The following is a 19,547-nucleotide window of genomic DNA, read 5'->3' on the forward strand; positions in this document are numbered from 1 at the left end:
TCGTGTTCGAGCGTTTCACCGATCGCGCGCGCAGGGTGGTCGTCCTCGCCCAGGAAGAGGCGCGGATGCTGAACCACCACTACATCGGCACCGAGCACATCCTGCTCGGCATCCTGCACGAGGGCGACGACATCGCGGCGCGGGCGCTCGCGAGCTGCGGGGTGGAGCTGGAGCCGGTGCGCCGGTTCGTGGAGCAGGAGGTGGGGCGCGGCGCCAAGGGGCCCACCGGGCACATCCCGTTCACTCCGCGGGCCAAGAAGGTGCTGGAGCTGTCGTTGCGGGAGGCGCTCCAGCTCCGGCACCACTACATCGGCACGGAGCACATCCTGCTCGGCCTCGTGCGGGAGGGGGAGGGGCTGGCGTCGCAGGCGCTCGTGGCCGCGGGGGCGCCCCTGCAGCAGGTACGGGACCGCGTCATCACGCTCATCACGGCGGGGCCGAGGGACAGGCCGGGCGAGGAGTACTACCCGACGGGCGGCCCGGCGGTGGCCGAGCGGCTGACGCGGATCGAGGAGAGCCTGGAGCGCATCGAGCGCCATCTCGGCATCCCCCGCGCGCCCGGGGACACCGGCGAGCGCCCCGCCGGTGGCCCCGCCGAGGTGCCCGGCGAGGATGCCGGCGAGGAGCCCCGAGCCGAGGGGTCAGGTTGAGACCATCGCGCCCACGGGCAGCCGCGACTCCAGCACGCCCGGGTCCTCGGTGTAGGTGATCGAGGCGCCGAGCGACAGCATGAGCCGCCGCATGCGGACGTTGTCCGAGAGCATGGTCGCCCGCACCTCGGCGTACCCGAGGTCGCGCGCCGCCCGGATCAGCGCCCTGGCCATCGCCGAGCCCAGACCGCGCCCCTGCCAGCGGTCCTCGACCAGGAAGGCCATCTCGGCGATGCCGGGGTCGGAGGTGAACATCAGGTTGGCCATGGCCACGACCTGCCCGTCGTGGCCGCCCACGAGCGAGTGGCCGCGGCTGCGGTCGCACAGCGTGTCGAACATGCGCGGCGGCAGCGCCGGCATCGAGGTGAAGTAGCGGAACCGGCGGGCCTCGGGCGAGCACCTGTCGTGCAGGTCGCGGACGGCCTCGCGGTAGATGGAGGTGAGCGGGCGGATGGCGACCTCGACGCCCTCGGCCAGCTTCACGGAGCGGTCCCCGGAGCCCTGCTCCGCCGGCGGCTGGGCCAGCCGGGCGAAGGAGGCGGCGCGAGCGGCCTCGGTGAGCGTGAACGGCAGCTCGGCGCGGCGCAGCCGTACGGCGCGGCGGGGCGCCACGGGCACGACGAGCTGGGTGGGGTCGGGGAGATCACTCACGGCCTCACCATAGATCCACCGGGCGTCGTCCGCGCGCAGCAGCTCGGCCAGCAGCTCGGGCAGGCGCCACGGCATGGAGCGCAGCCGGGAGGCCAGCAGCAGGGCCCGGGTGGGCTCGTCGGTCAGCTCGTGCGCGGTCGCCGGGACGACCTGGACGCGGCGGCCCCCGGCCGCCTCCAGGGCCTCGCGCACGGTCTCGGGGCCGGCCGGGATGTCGGCGACGAACTCGTCCACCGTGCCGTCGGCGTCGGACTGGACGCTCAGGCCCAGGATGTTGCCGCCCCTGTCGGCCAGGGCGGCGGCCAGTGAGGCGAGTCGTCCCGGCCGCTCGTCCACCGTGGTGCGGATGCGCAAGAATCCCATGGGCATCAGCATGACGGGGCCCTGTTACACAGCCGCTACCGTCGCGTTTCATGTAGCAAGATATGCGCCTATGAACGTACATGTTCTGGTTTCGCCGGTCTTGCCGGTTTTGACGATTGTTGGCGGAGGCCGTCCCGGACGCCTCCGAGGCGGACGGGCCGGGGAGGGCCGATGACGACGCTGTTCCGAGGCGGGCGGGTGTTCACCGCGACCGGCGGGTTCGCTGAGGCCGTGCTGGTGCGTGACGGGGTCGTCGCCGCCGTCGGCGCCGAGCGCGACCTGGCCCGTGAGGCGGGTCCCCACGAGACCGTGGACCTGGAGGGCGGCCTGCTGACGCCCGGGTTCACGGACGCGCACATCCACCCGGTGCAGGCGGGGCTGGAGCGCTCGAAGTGCGACCTGTCCGAGGTGTACGGACTCGACGCGTACCGAGCCAAGATCTCCGACTATGCCGCGAAAAATCAGGACAAGGAGTGGATCGACGGGGGCGGCTGGGACATGTCCGCCTTCCCGGGCGGCCTCCCCCACCGCACCCAGCTCGACTTCGTCGGCCGCCCCGTCTACCTGATCCAGCGCGACCATCACGCGGCCTGGGTCAGCACCCGCGCCCTGGAGCTGGCGGGCGTCACCCGCGACACCCCCGACCCGGCCGACGGCCGCATCGAGCGCGACGCCGACGGCACCCCCAGCGGCGTGCTGCACGAGGGGGCGATGGACCTCGTGGGCCTGCTCACCCCCCGCCCGACCGCCGCCGACCTCGACGCGGCGCTGGCCGACGCCCAGCGGCACCTGTTCTCCCTCGGCGTCACCGGCTGGCAGGACGCGATCGTCGGCTCCTACGCGGGCTCGGACGACCAGCTCCCCACCTACCTGTCGGCGGCCCGCTCCGGCACGCTGCGGGCGCGCGTGGTGGGCGCGCTGTGGTGGGACCGCACGCGCGGCGCCGACCAGATCGCGGAGCTGGTCGAGCGGCGGGCCTCGGCCGAGGGCCTGGAGCGGTTCGCCGCCACCTCCGTCAAGATCATGCAGGACGGCATCACCGAGAACTTCACCGCCGCCACGCTGGAGCCGTACTGCCTGTGCGGCGGCACGGGCCTGTCGTACGTGGACCCCGGCAAGCTCAAGGAGTACGTCGCCGAGCTGGACCGGCTCGGCTTCCAGGTGCACTTCCACGCCATCGGCGAGCGGGCGGTGCGCGAGGCGCTCGACAGCTTCGAGGGCACCGACCCGGCCAACCGACACCACATAGCGCACCTGCAGATCATCGAGCCGTCCGACGTGCCGCGCTTCGCCCGGCTCGGCGTCGCGGCCAACCTGCAGCCGCTGTGGGCCACGCACCACGCCCAGATGGACGAGCTGACGCTGCCGTTCCTGGGCGAGCCGCGCTCGTCGTGGCAGTACCCGTTCGCCGACCTGCTGGCGCACGGGACCCGGTTCTGCGCGGGCAGCGACTGGCCCGTGTCGGACGCCGACCCGCTGCAGGGCATGCACGTCGCGGTCAACCGCACGGAGCCGGGCGGCTCGGTGCACGCCGGCTACCCGACCGCGGGGACGCCGTTCCTGCCGGGACAGCGCCTCGACCTGGCCACGGCGATGACCGCGTACACGGCCGGGTCGGCCTGGATCAACCGCTCCCCCGCCGGGGTGATCGAGCCGGGCCGCCCGGCGGACCTCGTCGTGCTCGACCGCGACCCGTTCGCGCTGCCCGCCGAGGAGATCTGGACGACCCGGGTGGCTCGGACGTTCGTGGACGGTGAGCAGGTCTACCGGCGAGCGGGCTCCTGAACCAGAGGGTTCTCACGCCGAAGGGCCCCGGCGTGCTGCCGGGGCCCTTCGAGGCACGTCATGCCGCGCGGACGTGATGTCCCGTCCTGCCGGCCCCGCAGGCGGAGCCGAGCGGGACTACCAGGGGGACCTGTTGTTGCGCAGGCGCTCGAGCGCCTCCTCGAGGATGGCCTTGCCGTCCTTGTCGCTCCTGCGCTCCTTCACGTAGGCCAGGTGCGTCTTGTACGGCTCGTTCTTGGGCGGGGCAGGCGGGGCCTGCTCGTCCTGTCCTGCCGGGAGGCCGCAGCGCGGGCAGTCCCAGGTCTCGGGGACCGCCGCGTCACTGGCGAAGCTGGGGCGCGTCTCGTGCATGTTCGCGCACCAGAACGAGACCCGCACTCTCGGAGCTGCCTCACCGCGCTCGGCCTCCCCCATCGGGCCGGCGCCGACACGGCTGCCACGGATCGCGTTGCCACTACCCACGGATGAACTCCTCGCTCGATCGCCCCGCGGGACACGGGGGGAGAATCACTGTCACGCGCCGAATCGCTACGGCTTCAGCAGCAGGCCGAGCGCGATGATGCAGACGAACCAGATCACGCCCGTGATGACCGTCAGCCGGTCAAGGTTGCGCTCCACCACGGACGAGCCGCCGAAACTCGACGAGAAACCTCCGCCGAACATGTCCGACAGACCGCCACCCTTGCCCTTGTGGAGCAGCACGAGCAGGACCATGAGACAGCTCGCCAGGATGAGGGCGATGGAGATTCCGATTTCCACGGTATGCCTGTTCCTTCAGTGCTCTGTGACGCGTGACGATTCAAACTTGCCTCTAGAGGGTACGACTTGCTGTCAAGTCGCGCCCCAGGAACGGCTCAGCTAGCCGGGCATATCGGAAAAACGGCAGATCTTGACGAACTCGCCGGCGTCGATGCTGGCACCGCCCACCAGAGCGCCGTCGACGTCGGACTGCGCCATGATGCCGGCGATGTTGCCCGACTTCACCGATCCTCCGTACAGGATACGGACACCTGAGGCCACTTCGTCGTCGTACAGCTCAGCGAGTCGCCCGCGCAGGGCCGAGCAGACCTCCTGCGCGTCCTCCGGCGTCGCGACCTCGCCGGTGCCGATCGCCCACACCGGCTCGTAGGCCACCACGATCGACTTGACCTGCTCGGCGGTGACCTTGCGCAGCGCGCCCTCCAGCTGAGCCAGGGTGTGCGCCACGTGGCCGCCCTCCCTGCGGACCTCCAGCCCCTCGCCCACGCACAGGATCGGCGTCAGCGAGTGGCGGTAGGCGGCGTGCACCTTGGCGTTGACCAGGTCGTCGTCCTCGCGGTGGTGCTCGCGCCGCTCGGAGTGGCCGATCACCGCGAAGGTGCAGCCGAGCTTGGCCAGCATCGCCCCGGAGATCTCCCCGGTGTAGGCGCCCGCGTCGTGCCGGGACAGGTCCTGCGCGCCGTACACGATGCGCAGCTTGTCGCCGTCCACGAGCGTCTGCACGCTGCGCAGGTCCGTGAACGGCGGCAGGACGGCGACCTCGACCTTGTCGAAGTCCTTGTCGCCGAGCGCGAAGGCGAGCTTCTGCACCAGGGCGATGGCCTCGAGGTGGTTGAGGTTCATCTTCCAGTTGCCCGCGATGAGCGGCTTGCGGCCGGCCCCCGAGGGGCGGTCACCCTGTCGCGTCACTCCGCATCCTCCAGGGCGGCGAGTCCGGGAAGGGTCTTGCCCTCCAGGTATTCGAGGCTGGCCCCGCCACCGGTGGAGATGTGGGAGAAGCCGTCCTCGGGGAGGCCGAGCCGGCGCACGGCCGCGGCCGAGTCACCGCCGCCGACCACGGTGAAGGCGTCGGAGCCGATGAGCGCCTCCGCCACCGCGCGCGTGCCGCCCGAGAAGGCGTCGAACTCGAACACGCCCATCGGGCCGTTCCAGAAGACGGTCCGGGCGTCGGCCAGCTTGCCCGCGAACAGCTCGCGGGTCTTCGGGCCGATGTCGAGCCCCTGCCGGTCGGCCGGGATCGCGGTCGCCTCGACGACGTCGTGGGGCGCGTCCTTGCCGAACTCGGTCGCCGCCAGCACGTCCACCGGCAGCACCAGCTCGACGTCGCGCTCGGCCGCCTGGTCGAGGAAGCCGCGCACCTGGTCGAGCTGGTCCTCCTGCAGCAGCGACTGGCCGACCTCGTGGCCCTGGGCCTTGAGGAAGGTGTAGGCCATGCCGCCGCCGATGAGCAGCCGGTCGACCTTGGTGAGCAGGCTGGCGATGACGCCCAGCTTGTCGGACACCTTGGCGCCGCCCAGCACCACCACGTACGGCCGCTCGGCGTGCTCGGTGAGGCGCTTGAGCACCTCGACCTCGGCCACGACGAGCCCGCCCGCCGCGTGCGGCAGCAGCCGGGGCACGTCGTAGACGCTGGCGTGCTTGCGGTGCACCGCGCCGAAGCCGTCACCGACGTACAGCTCCGCCAGGCCGGCCAGCTTCGCGGCGAACTCGCCGCGCGCCTGGTCGTCCTTGGACTCCTCGCCCGGCTCGTACCGGAGGTTCTCCAGCAGGGCCACCTGGCCGTCCTGGAGCCCCGAGACGGTGGCGTGGGCGCTGTCGCCGACCACGTCGGTGGCGAACGCCACGTCCTGGCCGAGCAGCTCGCCCAGCCGCGCGGCGACCGGCTTCAGCGAGTACTTCGGCTCGGCCTTGCCCTTGGGGCGGCCGAGGTGGGCGCAGACGACGACCTTCGCGCCGCGCCCGGCCAGGGCCTGGATCGTCGGAACCGACGCTCTGATGCGGCCGTCGTCGGTGATCGTCTCACCGTCGAGAGGGACGTTGAGGTCGGCGCGCACGAGCACGCGCCGGCCCTTCACGTCGAGATCGTCGATCGTGCGCAACTGTGCTCCTTCCGCCGAGCGCGGCTCGGACGGTCCCGGGTGATGGATGTCTCGCTCAGCGCGGACCCGTCACAGGTCGGCGCCCACCAGCTCGATGAGGTCGGCCAGGCGGTTGGAGTAGCCCCACTCGTTGTCGTACCAGCCGACGACCTTGACCTGGTTGCCGATGACCTTGGTGAGGCCGGCGTCGAAGATGCAGGAGGCCGGGTCGGTCACGATGTCGGAGGAGACGATCTCGTCCTCGGTGTAGGTGAGGATGCCCTTGAGCGGGCCCTCGGCGGCGGCCTTGAGCGCGGCGTTGACCTCCTCGACGGTGACGTCGCGGCTGACGTCCACGGTCAGGTCGGTGGCCGAGCCGGTGGGGATCGGCACGCGCATCGCGAACCCGTCGAGCTTGCCCTTCAGCTCCGGCAGCACCAGGCCGATGGCCTTGGCGGCGCCGGTGGAGGTGGGCACCACGTTGAGCGCGGCGGCGCGGGCGCGGCGCAGGTCCTTGTGCGGGCCGTCCTGCAGGTTCTGGTCCTGCGTGTAGGCGTGGATGGTGGTCATCAGACCCTTCTCGATGGTGAAGGTGTCGTGGAGGACCTTGGCCAGCGGAGCCAGGCAGTTGGTGGTGCAGGACGCGTTGGAGATGATCGTGTGGTTGGCCGGGTCATAGGAGTCGTGGTTGACGCCCATGACGATGGTGACGTCCTCGTTCTTGGCCGGGGCCGAGATGATGACCTTCTTGGCGCCGTTGTCGGCGTGCACCTTGGCCTTGGCGGCGTCGGTGAACAGGCCGGTCGACTCGAGCACGACGTCCACGCCCAGGTCGCCCCAGGGCAGCTTGGCCGGGTCGCGCTCCTCGAAGACCTTGATGGCCTTGCCGTCGACGGTGATCTCGTCGCTGGTCGCCTTCACCTCGTACGGCAGGCGGCCCAGGATGCTGTCGTACTTCAGCAGGTGGGCGAGCGTGGCGTTGTCGGTCAGGTCGTTGACCGCAACGATCTCGATGTCCTTGCCGCCGGCGGCGACCGCACGCCAGAAGTTACGACCGATGCGGCCGAAGCCGTTGACGCCTACGCGGATGCTCACGGGAACCGATCTCCTCGTACGTGATGCGGGCTGAAACCTCAACCCCCAACCCTATCGGACCTAAATTGGTTTAGACCACTGCAACCCCCGGCCTGCGTATCACCATTCAAGAGGCGTGATTTGCAGCGTTCGAGTAAAGTGCCCGACTCGTCGGTGTAAATTCGGGCATTCTCTGGGGGCTGAGATGTCACAACGCAGGTCCGGCCTGCTGTCCGGCCTGATCGTGGGCTTCGTCGCGATGATCATCGGAGCGGCGGGATACGCGGCCATGGCAACGTTCTATTACCGCCTGCCCTACGAGGTGCGCTGGTTCGCAGGGGACCCGACCTTCGCCTTCCCCGTCGCCTGCTGCCTCCTGGCCGGGCTGATCCTCGGTCTCGCCATGTGGACCGTTCGGCCGCGCAGCCTGCTCCTTCCGCTGCTGCTGGTGCTCTACGCCTTCGGGGTCCGCGCGATCGGCGGCGTCGCCGGCTCCATGGGCTTCGTCGTCGAGCGCGGGTTCCCCCTGTCCTCCCTCGACGAGCAGCTCGTCTTCGGCGCGCAGGGCGTGTGGCTGGCCATCCGGTCGTCCTGGCACTTCTGGGCCGCCGTCGCCGCCGCGGCCGTGCCCGCGTTCCTGCTGTCGCTCGTACGGGTCGTGCGGGTGCGCCGGCGGTGGCGGGCCGAGGACGGGGCGGCCTCCCACCGCAGGCGTGGCGGCGGCGAGCCGGTGGCGGACGCGACGGAGCCCGAGCCGGAGTACCGGGCGCCGTTCGAGCCGCTCCAGCCGCCCAAGCCGGCGCCCACCGCCACGACGGCCAACCTCTTCACTCCCCGCGACCCCGCCCAGGACTGACCGCCCCGGCCCGCCTCACGTCGACGCGCCCGCCCCGCGAGGCGGGGCCGCGCACACGGCGCCCACACGCCCGGCCCGCGCCCCGGCGGACACACTCCCAGGTTGTTCAGTGCCTACGGGTCCCGGACGCGCCTCCAGGGCCTTCAGGCGCGGACACGCATGCATGAGGCTGCGGGCGCGGCCCGTGACCGCGCGCGGGCATGCCTTCAGGGGCCTCCCGGGCGCGGGTCGCGGGTGGCCGTGCCTCAAGGGCCTCCCGGGCGCGGGTCGTGGGTGCCGTGCCTCAGGGGGCGAGCATGTCGACCGTGAGGTTGGCCTCGGTGTTGGGGACGCCGAGGTCGGAGGCGCGCTTGTCGGCCATGGCCAGCAGCCGCCGGATCCGGCCGGCGATCGCGTCCTTGGTCAGCGGCGGGTCGGCGATCTGCCCCAGCTCCTCCAGCGACGCCTGCTTGTGCTCCACCCGCAGCCGCCCGGCCACCACCAGGTGCTCCGGCGCCTCGTCACCCAGGATCTCCAGGGCCCGCTGCACCCGGGCGCCCGCCGCCACGGCGGCGCGGGCCGAGCGCCGGAGGTTGGCGTCGTCGAAGTTGGCCAGCCGGTTGGCGGTGGCGCGCACCTCGCGGCGCATGCGGCGCTCCTCCCAGGCCAGCACGCTGTCGTGCGCGCCGAGCCGGGTGAGCAGCGCGCTGATGGCGTCACCGTCGCGCACCACGACCCGGTCCACGCCGCGTACCTCGCGCGCCTTGGCGTGGATCTTCAGCCGCCGGGCGGAGCCGACCAGCGCCAGCGCCGCCTCCGGACCCGGGCAGGTGACCTCCAGCGACATCGACCGGCCCGGCTCGGTGAGCGAGCCATGTGCCAGGAAGGCCCCCCGCCAGGCCGCCTCGGCGTCGCAGGCCGCACCCGCGACGACCTGACGCGGCAGCCCGCGCACGGGCCGCCCGTGGTTGTCGATCAGCCCCGTCTGCCGGGCGAGCGCCTCACCGTCGCGGTAGACGCGCACGACGTACCGTGATCCCTTGCGCAGGCCGGCCGGCGCCAGCACGAGGACCTCCGCCTTGTGGCCGAACACCTCGCCGATGTCCTTGATCAGCCGCCGCGCGGTGGCGTTGGTGTCGAGCTCCGCCTCGATCACGATGCGCCCGCCCACCAGGTGCAGGCCGCTGGCGAACCGCAGCAGCGTGGACACCTCGGCCTTGCGACAGCAAGGCTTCAGCACCGGCAGTCGGCTCAGCTCGTCCTTGACCACACCCGTCATCGCCATAAGCGTTAGTCCTCCCCCATTCAGACCGGCTCCCAGCAGTCTCTCGCACCTTCGCACCCCGCCGACCAGGATCAACGCTTCTGGAGGAAAATCTCGTCCAGGACGGAGGCAAGACGTCGTGGGTCATGCCGGGGCGAGCCGTCGGCGGCGGCCACGTCGGCCAGCACGAGACGACCGCCGAGCGCGGCGGCCGCCTTCTCCAGCGCGTCGAGGTCGTCGACCATGCCCGTGTCGGCCAGGACGACGTCCACCATGAGCTCGGGCGCGTGCTGCCTGAGCACCTCCAGGTGCTGCTGGGGGGAGAAGTCGTCGGTCTCGCCCGCCTGCGGGGCGAGGTTGAGCGTGACGAGCCGCCTGGCCCGGGTCTCGTGCAGGGCCCTGGCCAGCTCGGGCACCTTCAGGTGCGGCAGGACGCTGGTGAACCACGACCCCGGCCCGAACACCACCCAGTCGGCCTCCAGGACCGCCTCGATGGCCTCCGGCCGGGCGGGAGGGTCCTCGGGGACCAGGGAGATCGCCTGCACACGCCCGGGGGTGAGAGCGCACGCCACCTGGCCGCGCACGGTCGAGGTGACGCCGTCGAGCTCCACCTCGGCGACGATGTCGAGCGGCACCGAGGCCATCGGCAGCACGCGTCCGTTGGCTCCCAGCAGCCGCCCCACCCAGTCGAGGCCGGCCACGGGATCGCCGAGCAGCTCCCAGAGCGCCACGATGAGGAGGTTGCCGACGGCGTGGCCGTGCAGGTCCCCCTCGCTGCGGAAGCGGTGCTGGACCACCTCGCTCCAGGTGATGCCCCACTCGTCGTCGCCGCACAGCGCGGCCAGCGCCATGCGCAGGTCGCCGGGCGGCAGGACGCCGAGCTCGCGCCGCAGGCGGCCGCTGGAGCCGCCGTCGTCGGCCACGGTCACGACGGCCGTGAGCGTGTCGGTCACGGCCCGCAGCGCGGACAGGGAGGCGTACAGGCCGTGCCCGCCGCCGAGGGCCACGACACGCGGCCCCCGAGGCCGGCCCTCGCCCGCCGTCACCCCACTCGCGGACGCCCCGCTCCGAGACACCCCACTCGTCGGTGCCCCGCTCGGAGGCGCCCCACTCGCGGACGCCCCGCTCCGAGGCACCGCACTCGCGGGCGCCCCACCTGCGGACGTCCCGCTCCGGGACGACTCACCAGCGGTCGACAGGCTCACGGATGACGCCTGGACCGACGAGGCGGCTGCGGAAGATGCGGCTAGGGACGACGCGTCCGGGGACGGAACACCCTGGTCCTGGTGGTCATCGGTCACTCCCGCCCCACATCCCGATGGCTCACCTGGACCTCCATCCCGCGGTCGCGCAGGCGGCCCGCGACCTGCTCGGCCATGGCGACGCTGCGGTGCTTGCCGCCCGTGCAGCCCACCGCCAGCGTCGCATAGCTCTTGCCCTCGCGGGCATAGCCCGCCGCGACCACCTTCAGGACCTCCTCGTACGCGTCGAGGAACTCCTTGGCGCCGGGCTGGCCCAGCACGTACTCGCGGACCGGCGCGTCCAGCCCGTTCATCGGCCGCAGCTCGGGCACCCAGTGCGGGTTGGGCAGGAACCGGCAGTCGACCACCAGGTCGGCGTCGACCGGCAGGCCGTACTTGAAGCCGAAGGACACCACGTTGACCCGCAGCCCGGGACGGTCCTCGCCGCCGAAGAAGGCGACGATCTTGTTGCGGAGCTCGTGCACGTTGTGGGAGGAGGTGTCGATCACGAGGTCGGCGTTGGCCCGCACCTCGCGCAGGATGCCGCGCTCCCGGGTGATGCCGTCGACGAGCCTGCCCTCGCCCTGCAACGGGTGCGGGCGGCGGACATTCTCGAAGCGGCGGACCAGCTCCTCGTCGCTGGCCTCCAGGAACACCACGCGCACGCGCACGCCGCGGCCTTCGAGCTCCTCGATGGCGGCGTTGAGGTCGGTGGTGAAGGCGAGGCTGCGCACGTCGACCACCGCCGCCACCTTGTCGGCGGCGAGCTTGACCTTGCCGGCCTCCTCGGCCATGGCGAACAGCAGGCCCGGCGGCAGGTTGTCGATGACGAACCAGCCGAGGTCCTCCAGCGCCTTGGCCGCGGTGCTGCGACCCGCCCCGGACATGCCGGTGACGATGACGAACGCGGGCTCCCTGCTCTCGGCCACGCCCCGCTCCACGGCGGCTGCCGCGGCCGCGGCGACCTGGGCCGCCGGGCCCTCCGGAACGCCCTCGGCCGCCCCACCACTCGGGCGTGCCGCGCCCAGCTGCTCGTTGTCTTCGGCGGCGCTCATCGTCTCACTCCGTTCGGCCGCTCGGTCGGTCAGGCCCGCCGGCTTCGCCCGGCGCCGGGACGGCTGCCCCGCCCCCGGTGACGCCGTTCAGGGCGCCGACACTGTCAGCGCCGTCACCGGCACGCGGGCCGAGGGTGCCGTCGGCGTCGCCGGCGGCCCGCTGTGCGGGCGCCGCCTCGCTGGTGGTCACGGGTGACTCCCCCTTCAGCGTCGATGCGATCACCTCCGCGGTCGACCGGCCGATGCCGGGGACCTCGCAGATCTCCGCCACGGTGGCCTCGCGCAGCCGTTTGACGGAGCCGAAGTGCTTGAGCAGCGCCTGCCTCCGTGCCGGGCCGAGACCCGGCACGCTGTCGAGCGCGCTCTCCTTCACGGTCCTGGACCTCTTGGACCGATGGTAGGTGATGGCGAACCGGTGCGCCTCGTCGCGGACACGTTGCAGCAGGTAGAGCCCCTCGCTGGAGCGCGGCAAGATGACCGGCTGGTCGTCGCCGGGCAGCCACACCTCCTCCAGCCGCTTGGCCAGGCCGCACACGGCGACGTCGTCGATGCCGAGCTCGTCGAGCGCCCGCTGCGCGGCGGCGGCCTGGGGGCCGGCGCCGTCGACGACGACGAGGTTGGGCGGGTAGGCGAACTTGCGCGGCTTGCCGGTCTCGGGGTCGATGAGGCCGTGGGCCTCGTCGTCGGCGGCCAGCTCGCCGGTGGCCGAGCGCTCCTCCAGGTAACGGCGGAACCTCCGCATGATCACCTCGTGGATCGAGGCGACGTCGCCCTCCTTGGTCTTGACGGCGAAACGGCGGTACTCGCTCTTGCGGGCCAGGCCGTCCTCGAAGACGACCATCGAGGCCACGACGTTCTCGCCCTGGAGGTGGGAGACGTCGTAGCACTCGACGCGCAGAGGCGCCTGGTCGAGGCCGAGCGCGTCGGCGATCTCCTGGAGCGCCTTGCTGCGCGTGGTCAGGTCACTGGCGCGGCGGATCTTGTGCTGGGCGAGCGACTCCATGGCGTTGCGCCCGACGGTCTCCAGCAGCGACTTCTTGTCGCCGCGCTGCGGCACCCGTACCTCGACCCTGGCCTTGCGCTGCTCGGACAGCAGCTCGGCGACCGCGGCCGCGTCGGGCGGCAGCTCGGGCACGAGCACCTCGCGGGGCATCGAGTCAGGGCTCGCCTCGCCGTACATCTGCAGCAGGAACTGCTCGACCAGCTCGCCCGGCGAGGTCTCCTCGACCTTGTCGACGACCCAGCCGCGCTGGCCGCGGATGCGTCCGCCGCGCACGTAGAAGACCTGGACGGCGGCTTCGAGCGGGTCCTCGGCCAGGGCGATGACGTCGGCGTCGGTGCCCTCGCCGAGCACGACCGCCTGCTTCTCCAGGGCACGCTGGAGCGCCTGGATGTCGTCGCGCAGGCGCGCGGCGCGTTCGTACTCCTGCTCGCCGGCGGCCTCGCGCATCTCCTTCTCCAGCCGCTTGATGAAGCGACCGGTGTTGCCGGCCATGAAGTCGCAGAAGTCCTCGGCGAGCGCCCGGTGCTCCTCGGGGGTGACGCGGCCGACGCACGGCGCGGAGCACTTGTCGATGTAGCCGAGCAGGCAGGGCCGGCCGATCTGCCCGGCCCGCTTGAACACCCCGGCGCTGCACGTGCGCACCGGGAAGACGCGCAGCAGCAGGTCGACGGTCTCGCGGATGGCCCAGGCGTGGGAGTAGGGACCGAAGTAGCGGGTGCCCTTGCGCTTGGCGCCGCGCATCACCTGGACGCGCGGGAAGTCGTCGTCCATGGTGACGGCGAGGTACGGGTAGGACTTGTCGTCGCGGTACTTGACGTTGAAGCGGGGGTCGAACTCCTTGATCCAGGAGTATTCGAGCTGCAGCGCCTCGACCTCGGTGCCGACGACGGTCCAGTCGACGTCGGCCGCCGTGGTCAGCATCGTCTGGGTGCGCGGGTGCAGGGCGGAGAAGTCGGCGAAGTACGAGTTGAGCCGCTGCCGCAGGCTCTTGGCCTTGCCGACGTAGATCACCCGGCCGTGCGCGTCCCTGAACCGGTAGACCCCCGGGGACTCCGGGATGGACCCGGGCCGGGGCCGGAAACTCAAGGGGGTGCCCGCTGATCTCGCCACGTTCAAAGACTAACGGCCCCCACCGACAGACCCCGCCGCCGACCGACCGGTCCCGGGCCGCCGGGGCGAAGGGCAGGGGTGTGGCCCCGCACAGGCGCCTCGCGGGTGTGGCGTGGGCCCGGCGAGGGACCTGTGCGGGGCCGTACGGAACGGGTCAGGCCAGGGTGATCTGGTCGCCCTCCACCTTGATCTGCTTCTCGGGAAGCGGCTCCGTGGCCGGCCCGTCGGCGACCGCGCCGTCCTGCACCTTGAACTTGCTGCCGTGGCACGGGCAGTCGATCAGCCCGTCGGCCACCTTGTTCACCGTGCAGCCCTTGTGGGTGCAGATCGCGCTGAACGCCTTGAACTGGCCCGCCGTGGGCTGCGTCACCACGATCTTCTGCTCCTTGAAGACCGTGCCTCCGCCCACCGGGATGTCGGCCGTCCTGGCCAGGGCGCCGCCCGCGGACGAGCCGGTGCTCCCGGCACTCGGCTGCCCGCTTCCGCTCGTGGACGGCGCGCCGGTCTCGGTGCCGGTGGACGTGCCGCTCTCGCCGCCACAGGCGGTCAGCGCCAGCGCGAGGCCACCGACGCCCACTCCCGCGATCACCGCTCTGCGACTCTGAAGGTCTTCTGCCATGGGTCCCACCCAACCGCACTCAGGTGAGAAAAGCATGAAAGTTGAATCAAGCGAGCATGATCTTATCGCCGTCCACCTTGATCTTCTTCTCGGCGAGCGGCCGGCCCGCGGGGCCGTCCGCCACGGAGCCGTCCTCGATCTTGAACTTGCTGCCGTGGCAGGGGCAGTTGATCGTGCCGTTCGAGACGCTGGCCACCGTGCACCCGGCATGGGTGCAGACCGCCGTGAAGGCCCTGAACTCGCCGTCCTGCGGCTGGGTGACGACGATCTTCTGGCTCTCGAAGACCTTCCCGCCCCCCGAAGGGATGTCGGCGGTGTCAGCGAGCGCCTTGCCGCCGCCCGTCGTCTTCTCCTTCTCCTTCTTCTTCGTCGGCTCCGCGGACGAAGAAGACTCCTCGGCCTGGGGTTCCTCCTCGGCGGGAGGCAGGCTGCCCTGGGTGGCGGGGTCGCCGTAGCTGGCGCAGGCGGTCAGAACCGCGGCCAGCCCGGCGCCGCCGGCTCCCAGTACAACCGCCCGGCGCGTCGTATCGGTCATGGTGCGTTCCTCCAGGTTCGGGTCTCATCCCCAGGTACGGCGTCACCCGCCGGCCGGTTCAGCGTCACGTACGCCGATCGGGAGAACCACGCACAATTACCGGTTCGGACGCATCCGCAGGGGTGAACTCTCAGACGACGACGATGCCGTCGCCCTCGACCTTGACCTGGTACGCCGCGAGGGGCGCGGTGGCGGGCCCCTTGAGGCACTTGCCGGTGTCGGCGGCGAACTCGCTGCCGTGGCAGGGACACGTCATGACGGAGTCCTGCGGCGAGCCGACGGAGCAGCCGCGATGCGGGCAGATCGCGCTGAACGCCTTGAAGACGCCCTCGGCGGGCTGCGTGATCATGATCTTCCACTGCTCCACGAAGGTGCCGCCGCCGACCGGCACGTCGGCCGTCCTGGCGAGGACCTGCCCCTTGATGCTCTGCGCCGGGGCCGTCTCCTCGCCGCCGGCGCCGCAGCCGGCGAGCGCCAGCCCGCACACGGCCGCCCCCGCCACGCCGATCGCCTGACGACGTCCCACCGCATCCCCGCGCGACTCCTCGATCGCGGGCATGGCGAAGCCCCGCTCCGAACCCCACATGTGCTGCCGACCCTTCCGCGTCGCCGCCGACCCCCCGCAGGTCAGGTCCCCTGAAGACCGTGCTCCTGCGCGTTCATCACTGTAGGGGCGGTGGGCGTCGGTCCCGTCAGCGGGTGGTGCGCGATCGGTCAGCGGCACCGGCGAACCTACCGCCATGACCGTTCTCAGCGACTCGCCCGAGCCCTCTTCCCCGCCGCCGGGCCACGTCCCCTCCGCCGGGTCCCCGCCGCCGCGCGCCGGCGCGCGTCCTCGCTGGTGGCGGCGGCCGTGGGTGGCGCCGCTGGCCGTGGTCGCGCTGGCGTTCGTGGCGTTCTCACTGCCGCCGTACGTCTCGTTCGACCCGTCGCTGTCGCGGGTGCCCGCGCCGGCGTTCTTCCCGCCCCACTACGTGGTGCTGTCGCTGCACGTGGTGTTCGGCTCGGTGGCGATGCTGACGTGCTGCCTGCAGATCTGGCCGTGGTTCAGGGAGCGCCATCCGCGGGCGCACCGGCTGGTCGGCAGGGTGTACGTGTTCGGCGGCTGCCTGCCGGCGGGGCTGATGGGCCTGGTGGCGGGCCTGGCCACGCCGTTCGGGCACGTGATCCGGGTCAGCAACGTGCTGCTCGCGCTGCTGTGGCTGGGCTGCACGATCGCCGGATGGCGGATGGCCCGGCGGCGCCGGTTCGTGGAGCACCGCAGGTGGATGGTGCGCAGCTTCGCCCTCACCATGTCGATCATCACGAACCGCATCTACGGCGTGGTGCTGGTCATGCTCCTGCAGCCGGAGCTGGAGACCACCTTCCACGGCGACCAGGCGTTGCTGACTCAGACGGCGGCGGGCCTGGGGGGATGGCTCGGCTGGGTGCTGCCGCTGCTGGTGGCCGAGTGGTGGCTGGAGCGCGGCGACGCCAGGCGCCGCGCCCGCCGCCGCGCCGCCGCGCGCCCGTCCTCCGCGGCCTGACCGGCCGGTACCGCCTGACCGGCCGGGATCGCCCTCCGCGGGCTAGAGCTGGAGGATCTTGCGGAGGAAGCGGCCCGTGTGACTCTCCTCGACCACGGCGATCTCCTCGGGCGTGCCCGTGGCGACCAGCGTGCCGCCCCGGGAGCCGCCCTCCGGCCCCATGTCGATGATCCAGTCGGCGGTCTTGATGACGTCGAGGTTGTGCTCGATGACGATCACGGTGTTGCCGCCGTCGACCAGCCGGCCGAGGACGCCGAGCAGCCTGCGGATGTCCTCGAAGTGCAGGCCCGTGGTCGGCTCGTCGAGGACGTAGATCGTCCGCCCGGTCTGCCGCCGCTGGAGCTCCGAGGCGAGCTTGACCCGCTGCGCCTCACCGCCGGACAGCGTGGTGGCGGGCTGGCCGAGCCGAACGTAGCCGAGGCCGACGTCGTGCAGCGTCTGCAGGTGCCGCTTGATCGCCGGGATCGCGTCGAAGAAGGCGAGCGCCTCCTCGATCGGCATGTCCAGGACCTCGGAGATGGTCTTGCCCTTGTAGTGGACCTCCAGCGTCTCCCGGTTGTAGCGGGCGCCGTGGCAGACCTCGCAGGGGACGTAGACGTCCGGCAGGAAGTTCATCTCGATCTTGATGGTGCCGTCGCCCGCGCACGCCTCGCACCGGCCGCCCTTGACGTTGAAGCTGAAGCGGCCGGGCTGGTAGCCGCGGACCTTCGCCTCGGTGGTGGCCGCGAACAGCTTGCGTACGTGGTCGAACACGCCGGTGTAGGTGGCGGGGTTGGAGCGCGGGGTGCGGCCGATCGGCGACTGGTCGACGTGGACGACCTTGTCGACGTGGTCCATGCCGTTGATCCGGGAGTGGCGGCCGGGCACCGTGCGGGCGCCGTGCAGCTCCTTGGCCAGGGCGGCGTACAGGATGTCGTTGACCAGCGTCGACTTGCCCGACCCGGACACGCCGGTGACGGCGGTGAACAGGCCCAGCGGGAAGTCGATGTCGACGCCCTTGAGGTTGTGCTCGCGGGCGCCCTTGACCGTGATCTGCCGCTTGCGGTCGCGCTTGCGGCGCTGGTCCGGGATGGCGATGCTGCGGCGGCCGGACAGGTACTGGCCGGTCAGCGACTCCTCGCTGGTCAGCAGGTCCTGGACGGTGCCGGAGACGACGACCTGACCGCCGTGCTCGCCGGCGCCCGGCCCGATGTCGACCACCCAGTCGGCGGCGGCGATGGTGTCCTCGTCGTGCTCGACGACGATCAGGGTGTTGCCCATGTCCCGCAGCCGGACCAGCGTGTCGAGCAGGCGCATGTTGTCGCGCTGGTGCAGGCCGATCGAGGGCTCGTCCAGGACGTACAGGACGCCCACGAGACCGGAGCCGATCTGCGTGGCCAGCCGGATGCGCTGCGCCTCGCCGCCCGCCAGGGTGGCGGCGGCGCGGTCCATGGTGAGGTAGTCGAGGCCGACGTCGAGCAGGAAGCCCAGGCGGGCGTTGATCTCCTTGACGACCCGCTCGGCGATCTGCATGTCACGGTCGGACAGCTTGAGCTCGGACAGGAAGGCCGCGCACTCGCCGATCGACATGGCCGACACCGCGGCGATCGACTGACCGGAGACGGTCACGGCCATCGAGACCGGCTTGAGCCTGGCTCCCTTGCAGGCGGGGCAGGGGATCTCCCGCATGTAGCCCTCGAACCGCTCGCGGGTCGCGTCGCTCTCGGCCTCGGCGTGCCGGCGCTGCACCCACGGGATGACGCCCTCGTAGGCGGTGTAGTAGGAGCGCTGGCGGCCGTAGCGGTTGCTGTAGCGGACATGGACCTGCTCGTCGTGGCCGAACAACAGCGCCTTCTGGGCCTTCTTCGGCAGCTTCTCCCAGGCGGTGTCGAGCGTGAAGCCCATGGTGTGGCCGAGCGCCTCGACCAGCCGGACGAAGTACTCGCTGGTGTGGCCGCCCGACCAGGGGTGCAGGGCGCCCTCGCGCAGCGTGCGCTCGGGGTCGGGGACGACCAGCTCCGGGTCGACCTCCATCTTGGTGCCGAGGCCGGTGCACTCGGGGCAGGCGCCGAACGGGGAGTTGAACGAGAACGAGCGGGGCTCCAGCTCCTCGAACGACAGGTCGTCGTACGGGCAGTAGAGGTGCTCGGAGTAGAACCGCTCGCGGCCGAGGTCGTCGTCGGGCAGGTCGACGAAGTCGAGGGTGATCGTGCCGCCGGACAGCTGCAGCGCGGTCTCGACCGAGTCGGTGAGCCGCCGCCGCGACGACTCCTTGACCGACAGGCGGTCGACGATCACCTCGATGTCGTGCTTCTCGTACTTCTTCAGCGTGGGCGGCTCCTCCAGGCGCACGACGGTGCCGTCGACCCGCGCCCGGGCGAAGCCCTTGGTCTGCAGCTCGCGGAACAGCTCGGTGTACTCGCCCTTGCGGCCGCGGATGACCGGGGCGAGCACCTGGAAGCGGGTGCCCTCCTCCAGGTCCATCACCCGGTCGACGATCTGCTGCGGCATCTGCCGCGCGATCGGGCGGGAGCAGACCGGGCAGTGCGGCTTGCCGATGCGCGCCCACAGCAGCCGCAGGTAGTCGTAGACCTCCGTGATCGTGCCGACCGTGGAGCGGGGGTTCTTGCTGGTGGCCTTCTGGTCGATCGACACCGCGGGCGACAGGCCCTCGATGAAGTCGACGTCGGGCTTGTCCATCTGGCCGAGGAACTGGCGGGCGTAGGCCGAGAGCGACTCGACGTAGCGTCGCTGGCCCTCGGCGAAGATCGTGTCGAAGGCCAGGCTCGACTTGCCCGAACCGGACAGGCCGGTGAAAACGATCAGAGCGTCTCGCGGCAGGTCAAGCGAGACGTCCTTGAGGTTGTGTTCGCGCGCACCACGCACGATGAGGCGGTCTGCCACGGCGATCCCGATGTCAAGAAGGCGGATAGGTCCACGGGGATGGTAGACGGGGGCACCGACAATTTCGGGCGGCCCGTTTGCCGCCCCCGAAAATCCGTCCCTCTCAGATTACGGCC

General features: G+C 71.6%; 17 protein-coding genes and 1 pseudogene. 4 read left to right on the forward strand and 14 right to left on the reverse strand.

What is annotated here, in order from left to right; translation table 11 throughout:
- Window positions 1-2 precede the first annotated feature (2 nt).
- Window positions 3-428 (forward strand): annotated as a pseudogene (locus ABZS51_RS26365) (Clp protease N-terminal domain-containing protein); the annotation flags it as partial.
- Between the two features lie 213 nt (window positions 429-641).
- Here ABZS51_RS26365 and ABZS51_RS26370 read toward each other — a convergent pair.
- Window positions 642-1,664, reverse strand: coding sequence for a GNAT family N-acetyltransferase (locus ABZS51_RS26370; RefSeq protein ID WP_310708922.1), 1,023 nt, complete (start codon window positions 1,662-1,664; stop codon window positions 642-644).
- A 171-nt stretch (window positions 1,665-1,835) separates the two neighbouring features.
- Here ABZS51_RS26370 and ABZS51_RS26375 point away from each other — a divergent pair, with 171 nt between their 5' ends.
- A complete protein-coding gene (locus ABZS51_RS26375) occupies window positions 1,836-3,449 on the forward strand; it encodes an amidohydrolase (RefSeq protein WP_355446092.1) in 1,614 nt (537 codons plus the stop codon).
- A gap of 117 nt (window positions 3,450-3,566) precedes the next feature.
- On the opposite strand, the gene ABZS51_RS26380 is transcribed toward ABZS51_RS26375, so the two are convergent.
- From ABZS51_RS26380 to gap, 5 genes are all read right to left on the reverse strand, one after another.
- Window positions 3,567-3,911 (reverse strand): RNA polymerase-binding protein RbpA, encoded by a 345-nt coding sequence (locus ABZS51_RS26380; protein WP_310708920.1) that lies wholly within the window; start codon window positions 3,909-3,911, stop codon window positions 3,567-3,569.
- A 66-nt stretch (window positions 3,912-3,977) separates the two neighbouring features.
- Entirely contained in the window at window positions 3,978-4,208 is a 231-nt protein-coding gene (gene secG / locus ABZS51_RS26385; RefSeq protein ID WP_310708919.1) for a preprotein translocase subunit SecG, read from the reverse strand.
- A gap of 99 nt (window positions 4,209-4,307) precedes the next feature.
- The gene (tpiA, locus tag ABZS51_RS26390) at window positions 4,308-5,117 is read right to left on the reverse strand and encodes a triose-phosphate isomerase (RefSeq protein WP_310708918.1); all 810 of its coding nucleotides are present in this window, start codon (window positions 5,115-5,117) and stop codon (window positions 4,308-4,310) included.
- Entirely contained in the window at window positions 5,114-6,307 is a 1,194-nt protein-coding gene (locus ABZS51_RS26395; protein WP_355446096.1) for a phosphoglycerate kinase, read from the reverse strand. The genes tpiA and ABZS51_RS26395 overlap by 4 nt, the downstream gene beginning before the upstream one ends.
- A 69-nt stretch (window positions 6,308-6,376) precedes the next feature.
- The gene (gap, locus tag ABZS51_RS26400; RefSeq protein ID WP_310708916.1) at window positions 6,377-7,381 is read right to left on the reverse strand and encodes a type I glyceraldehyde-3-phosphate dehydrogenase; all 1,005 of its coding nucleotides are present in this window, start codon (window positions 7,379-7,381) and stop codon (window positions 6,377-6,379) included.
- A 184-nt stretch (window positions 7,382-7,565) separates the two neighbouring features.
- Here gap and ABZS51_RS26405 point away from each other — a divergent pair, with 184 nt between their 5' ends.
- Window positions 7,566-8,216, forward strand: coding sequence for a hypothetical protein (locus ABZS51_RS26405; protein ID WP_355446100.1), 651 nt, complete (start codon window positions 7,566-7,568; stop codon window positions 8,214-8,216).
- A gap of 283 nt (window positions 8,217-8,499) precedes the next feature.
- Here the strand turns inward: ABZS51_RS26405 and whiA are convergent, their stop codons facing one another.
- The 7 genes from whiA to ABZS51_RS26440 all read right to left on the reverse strand — a co-directional run bounded on the left by whiA (window position 8,500) and on the right by ABZS51_RS26440 (window position 15,608).
- Window positions 8,500-9,480: a DNA-binding protein WhiA gene (whiA, locus tag ABZS51_RS26410; RefSeq protein WP_310708914.1), complete on the reverse strand. Its 981-nt coding sequence runs from the start codon at window positions 9,478-9,480 to the stop codon at window positions 8,500-8,502.
- A 71-nt stretch (window positions 9,481-9,551) separates the two neighbouring features.
- Window positions 9,552-10,466 carry a uridine diphosphate-N-acetylglucosamine-binding protein YvcK gene (yvcK, locus tag ABZS51_RS26415; protein WP_355446103.1) on the reverse strand — a complete coding sequence of 305 codons (915 nt, stop codon included), beginning with the start codon at window positions 10,464-10,466 and terminating at the stop codon, window positions 9,552-9,554.
- A gap of 290 nt (window positions 10,467-10,756) precedes the next feature.
- Entirely contained in the window at window positions 10,757-11,755 is a 999-nt protein-coding gene (gene rapZ / locus ABZS51_RS26420) for an RNase adapter RapZ (protein WP_355446106.1), read from the reverse strand.
- A 4-nt stretch (window positions 11,756-11,759) separates the two neighbouring features.
- On the reverse strand, window positions 11,760-13,844 hold the full coding sequence (gene uvrC, locus ABZS51_RS26425; RefSeq protein WP_355446175.1) for an excinuclease ABC subunit UvrC: 2,085 nt from the start codon (window positions 13,842-13,844) through the stop codon (window positions 11,760-11,762).
- A 178-nt stretch (window positions 13,845-14,022) separates the two neighbouring features.
- Window positions 14,023-14,487, reverse strand: a complete 465-nt coding sequence (locus ABZS51_RS26430; RefSeq protein ID WP_355446109.1) for a Rieske 2Fe-2S domain-containing protein — start codon at window positions 14,485-14,487, stop codon at window positions 14,023-14,025.
- 46 nt (window positions 14,488-14,533) lie between these two features.
- Window positions 14,534-15,022, reverse strand: a complete 489-nt coding sequence (locus ABZS51_RS26435; protein WP_355446112.1) for a Rieske (2Fe-2S) protein — start codon at window positions 15,020-15,022, stop codon at window positions 14,534-14,536.
- A 130-nt stretch (window positions 15,023-15,152) separates the two neighbouring features.
- On the reverse strand, window positions 15,153-15,608 hold the full coding sequence (locus tag ABZS51_RS26440; RefSeq protein ID WP_355446115.1) for a Rieske (2Fe-2S) protein: 456 nt from the start codon (window positions 15,606-15,608) through the stop codon (window positions 15,153-15,155).
- A gap of 154 nt (window positions 15,609-15,762) precedes the next feature.
- On the opposite strand from ABZS51_RS26440, the gene ABZS51_RS26445 reads away from it, so the two are divergent.
- Window positions 15,763-16,548: a DUF2306 domain-containing protein gene (locus ABZS51_RS26445; RefSeq protein WP_355446118.1), complete on the forward strand. Its 786-nt coding sequence runs from the start codon at window positions 15,763-15,765 to the stop codon at window positions 16,546-16,548.
- Between the two features lie 42 nt (window positions 16,549-16,590).
- On the opposite strand, the gene uvrA is transcribed toward ABZS51_RS26445, so the two are convergent.
- Window positions 16,591-19,431, reverse strand: coding sequence for an excinuclease ABC subunit UvrA (uvrA, locus tag ABZS51_RS26450; protein ID WP_355446121.1), 2,841 nt, complete (start codon window positions 19,429-19,431; stop codon window positions 16,591-16,593).
- Window positions 19,432-19,547 lie beyond the last annotated feature (116 nt).

Source organism: Nonomuraea sp. NPDC005501 (genome assembly GCF_040605905.1).
Taxonomy (GTDB): domain Bacteria; phylum Actinomycetota; class Actinomycetes; order Streptosporangiales; family Streptosporangiaceae; genus Nonomuraea.

Excerpts from the sequence above, each read along its gene's own strand:
- ABZS51_RS26370 (WP_310708922.1), bottom strand. The coding sequence starts at position 1,664 with ATGGGATTCTTGCGCATCCGCACCACGGTGGACGAGCGGCCGGGACGA.
- ABZS51_RS26375 (WP_355446092.1), top strand. The coding sequence starts at position 1,836 with ATGACGACGCTGTTCCGAGGCGGGCGGGTGTTCACCGCGACCGGCGGG.
- ABZS51_RS26405 (WP_355446100.1), top strand. The coding sequence starts at position 7,566 with ATGTCACAACGCAGGTCCGGCCTGCTGTCCGGCCTGATCGTGGGCTTC.
- whiA (WP_310708914.1), bottom strand. The coding sequence starts at position 9,480 with ATGGCGATGACGGGTGTGGTCAAGGACGAGCTGAGCCGACTGCCGGTG.
- rapZ (WP_355446106.1), bottom strand. The coding sequence starts at position 11,755 with ATGAGCGCCGCCGAAGACAACGAGCAGCTGGGCGCGGCACGCCCGAGT.
- ABZS51_RS26430 (WP_355446109.1), bottom strand. The coding sequence starts at position 14,487 with ATGGCAGAAGACCTTCAGAGTCGCAGAGCGGTGATCGCGGGAGTGGGC.
- ABZS51_RS26435 (WP_355446112.1), bottom strand. The coding sequence starts at position 15,022 with ATGACCGATACGACGCGCCGGGCGGTTGTACTGGGAGCCGGCGGCGCC.
- ABZS51_RS26440 (WP_355446115.1), bottom strand. The coding sequence starts at position 15,608 with ATGTGGGGTTCGGAGCGGGGCTTCGCCATGCCCGCGATCGAGGAGTCG.
- ABZS51_RS26445 (WP_355446118.1), top strand. The coding sequence starts at position 15,763 with ATGACCGTTCTCAGCGACTCGCCCGAGCCCTCTTCCCCGCCGCCGGGC.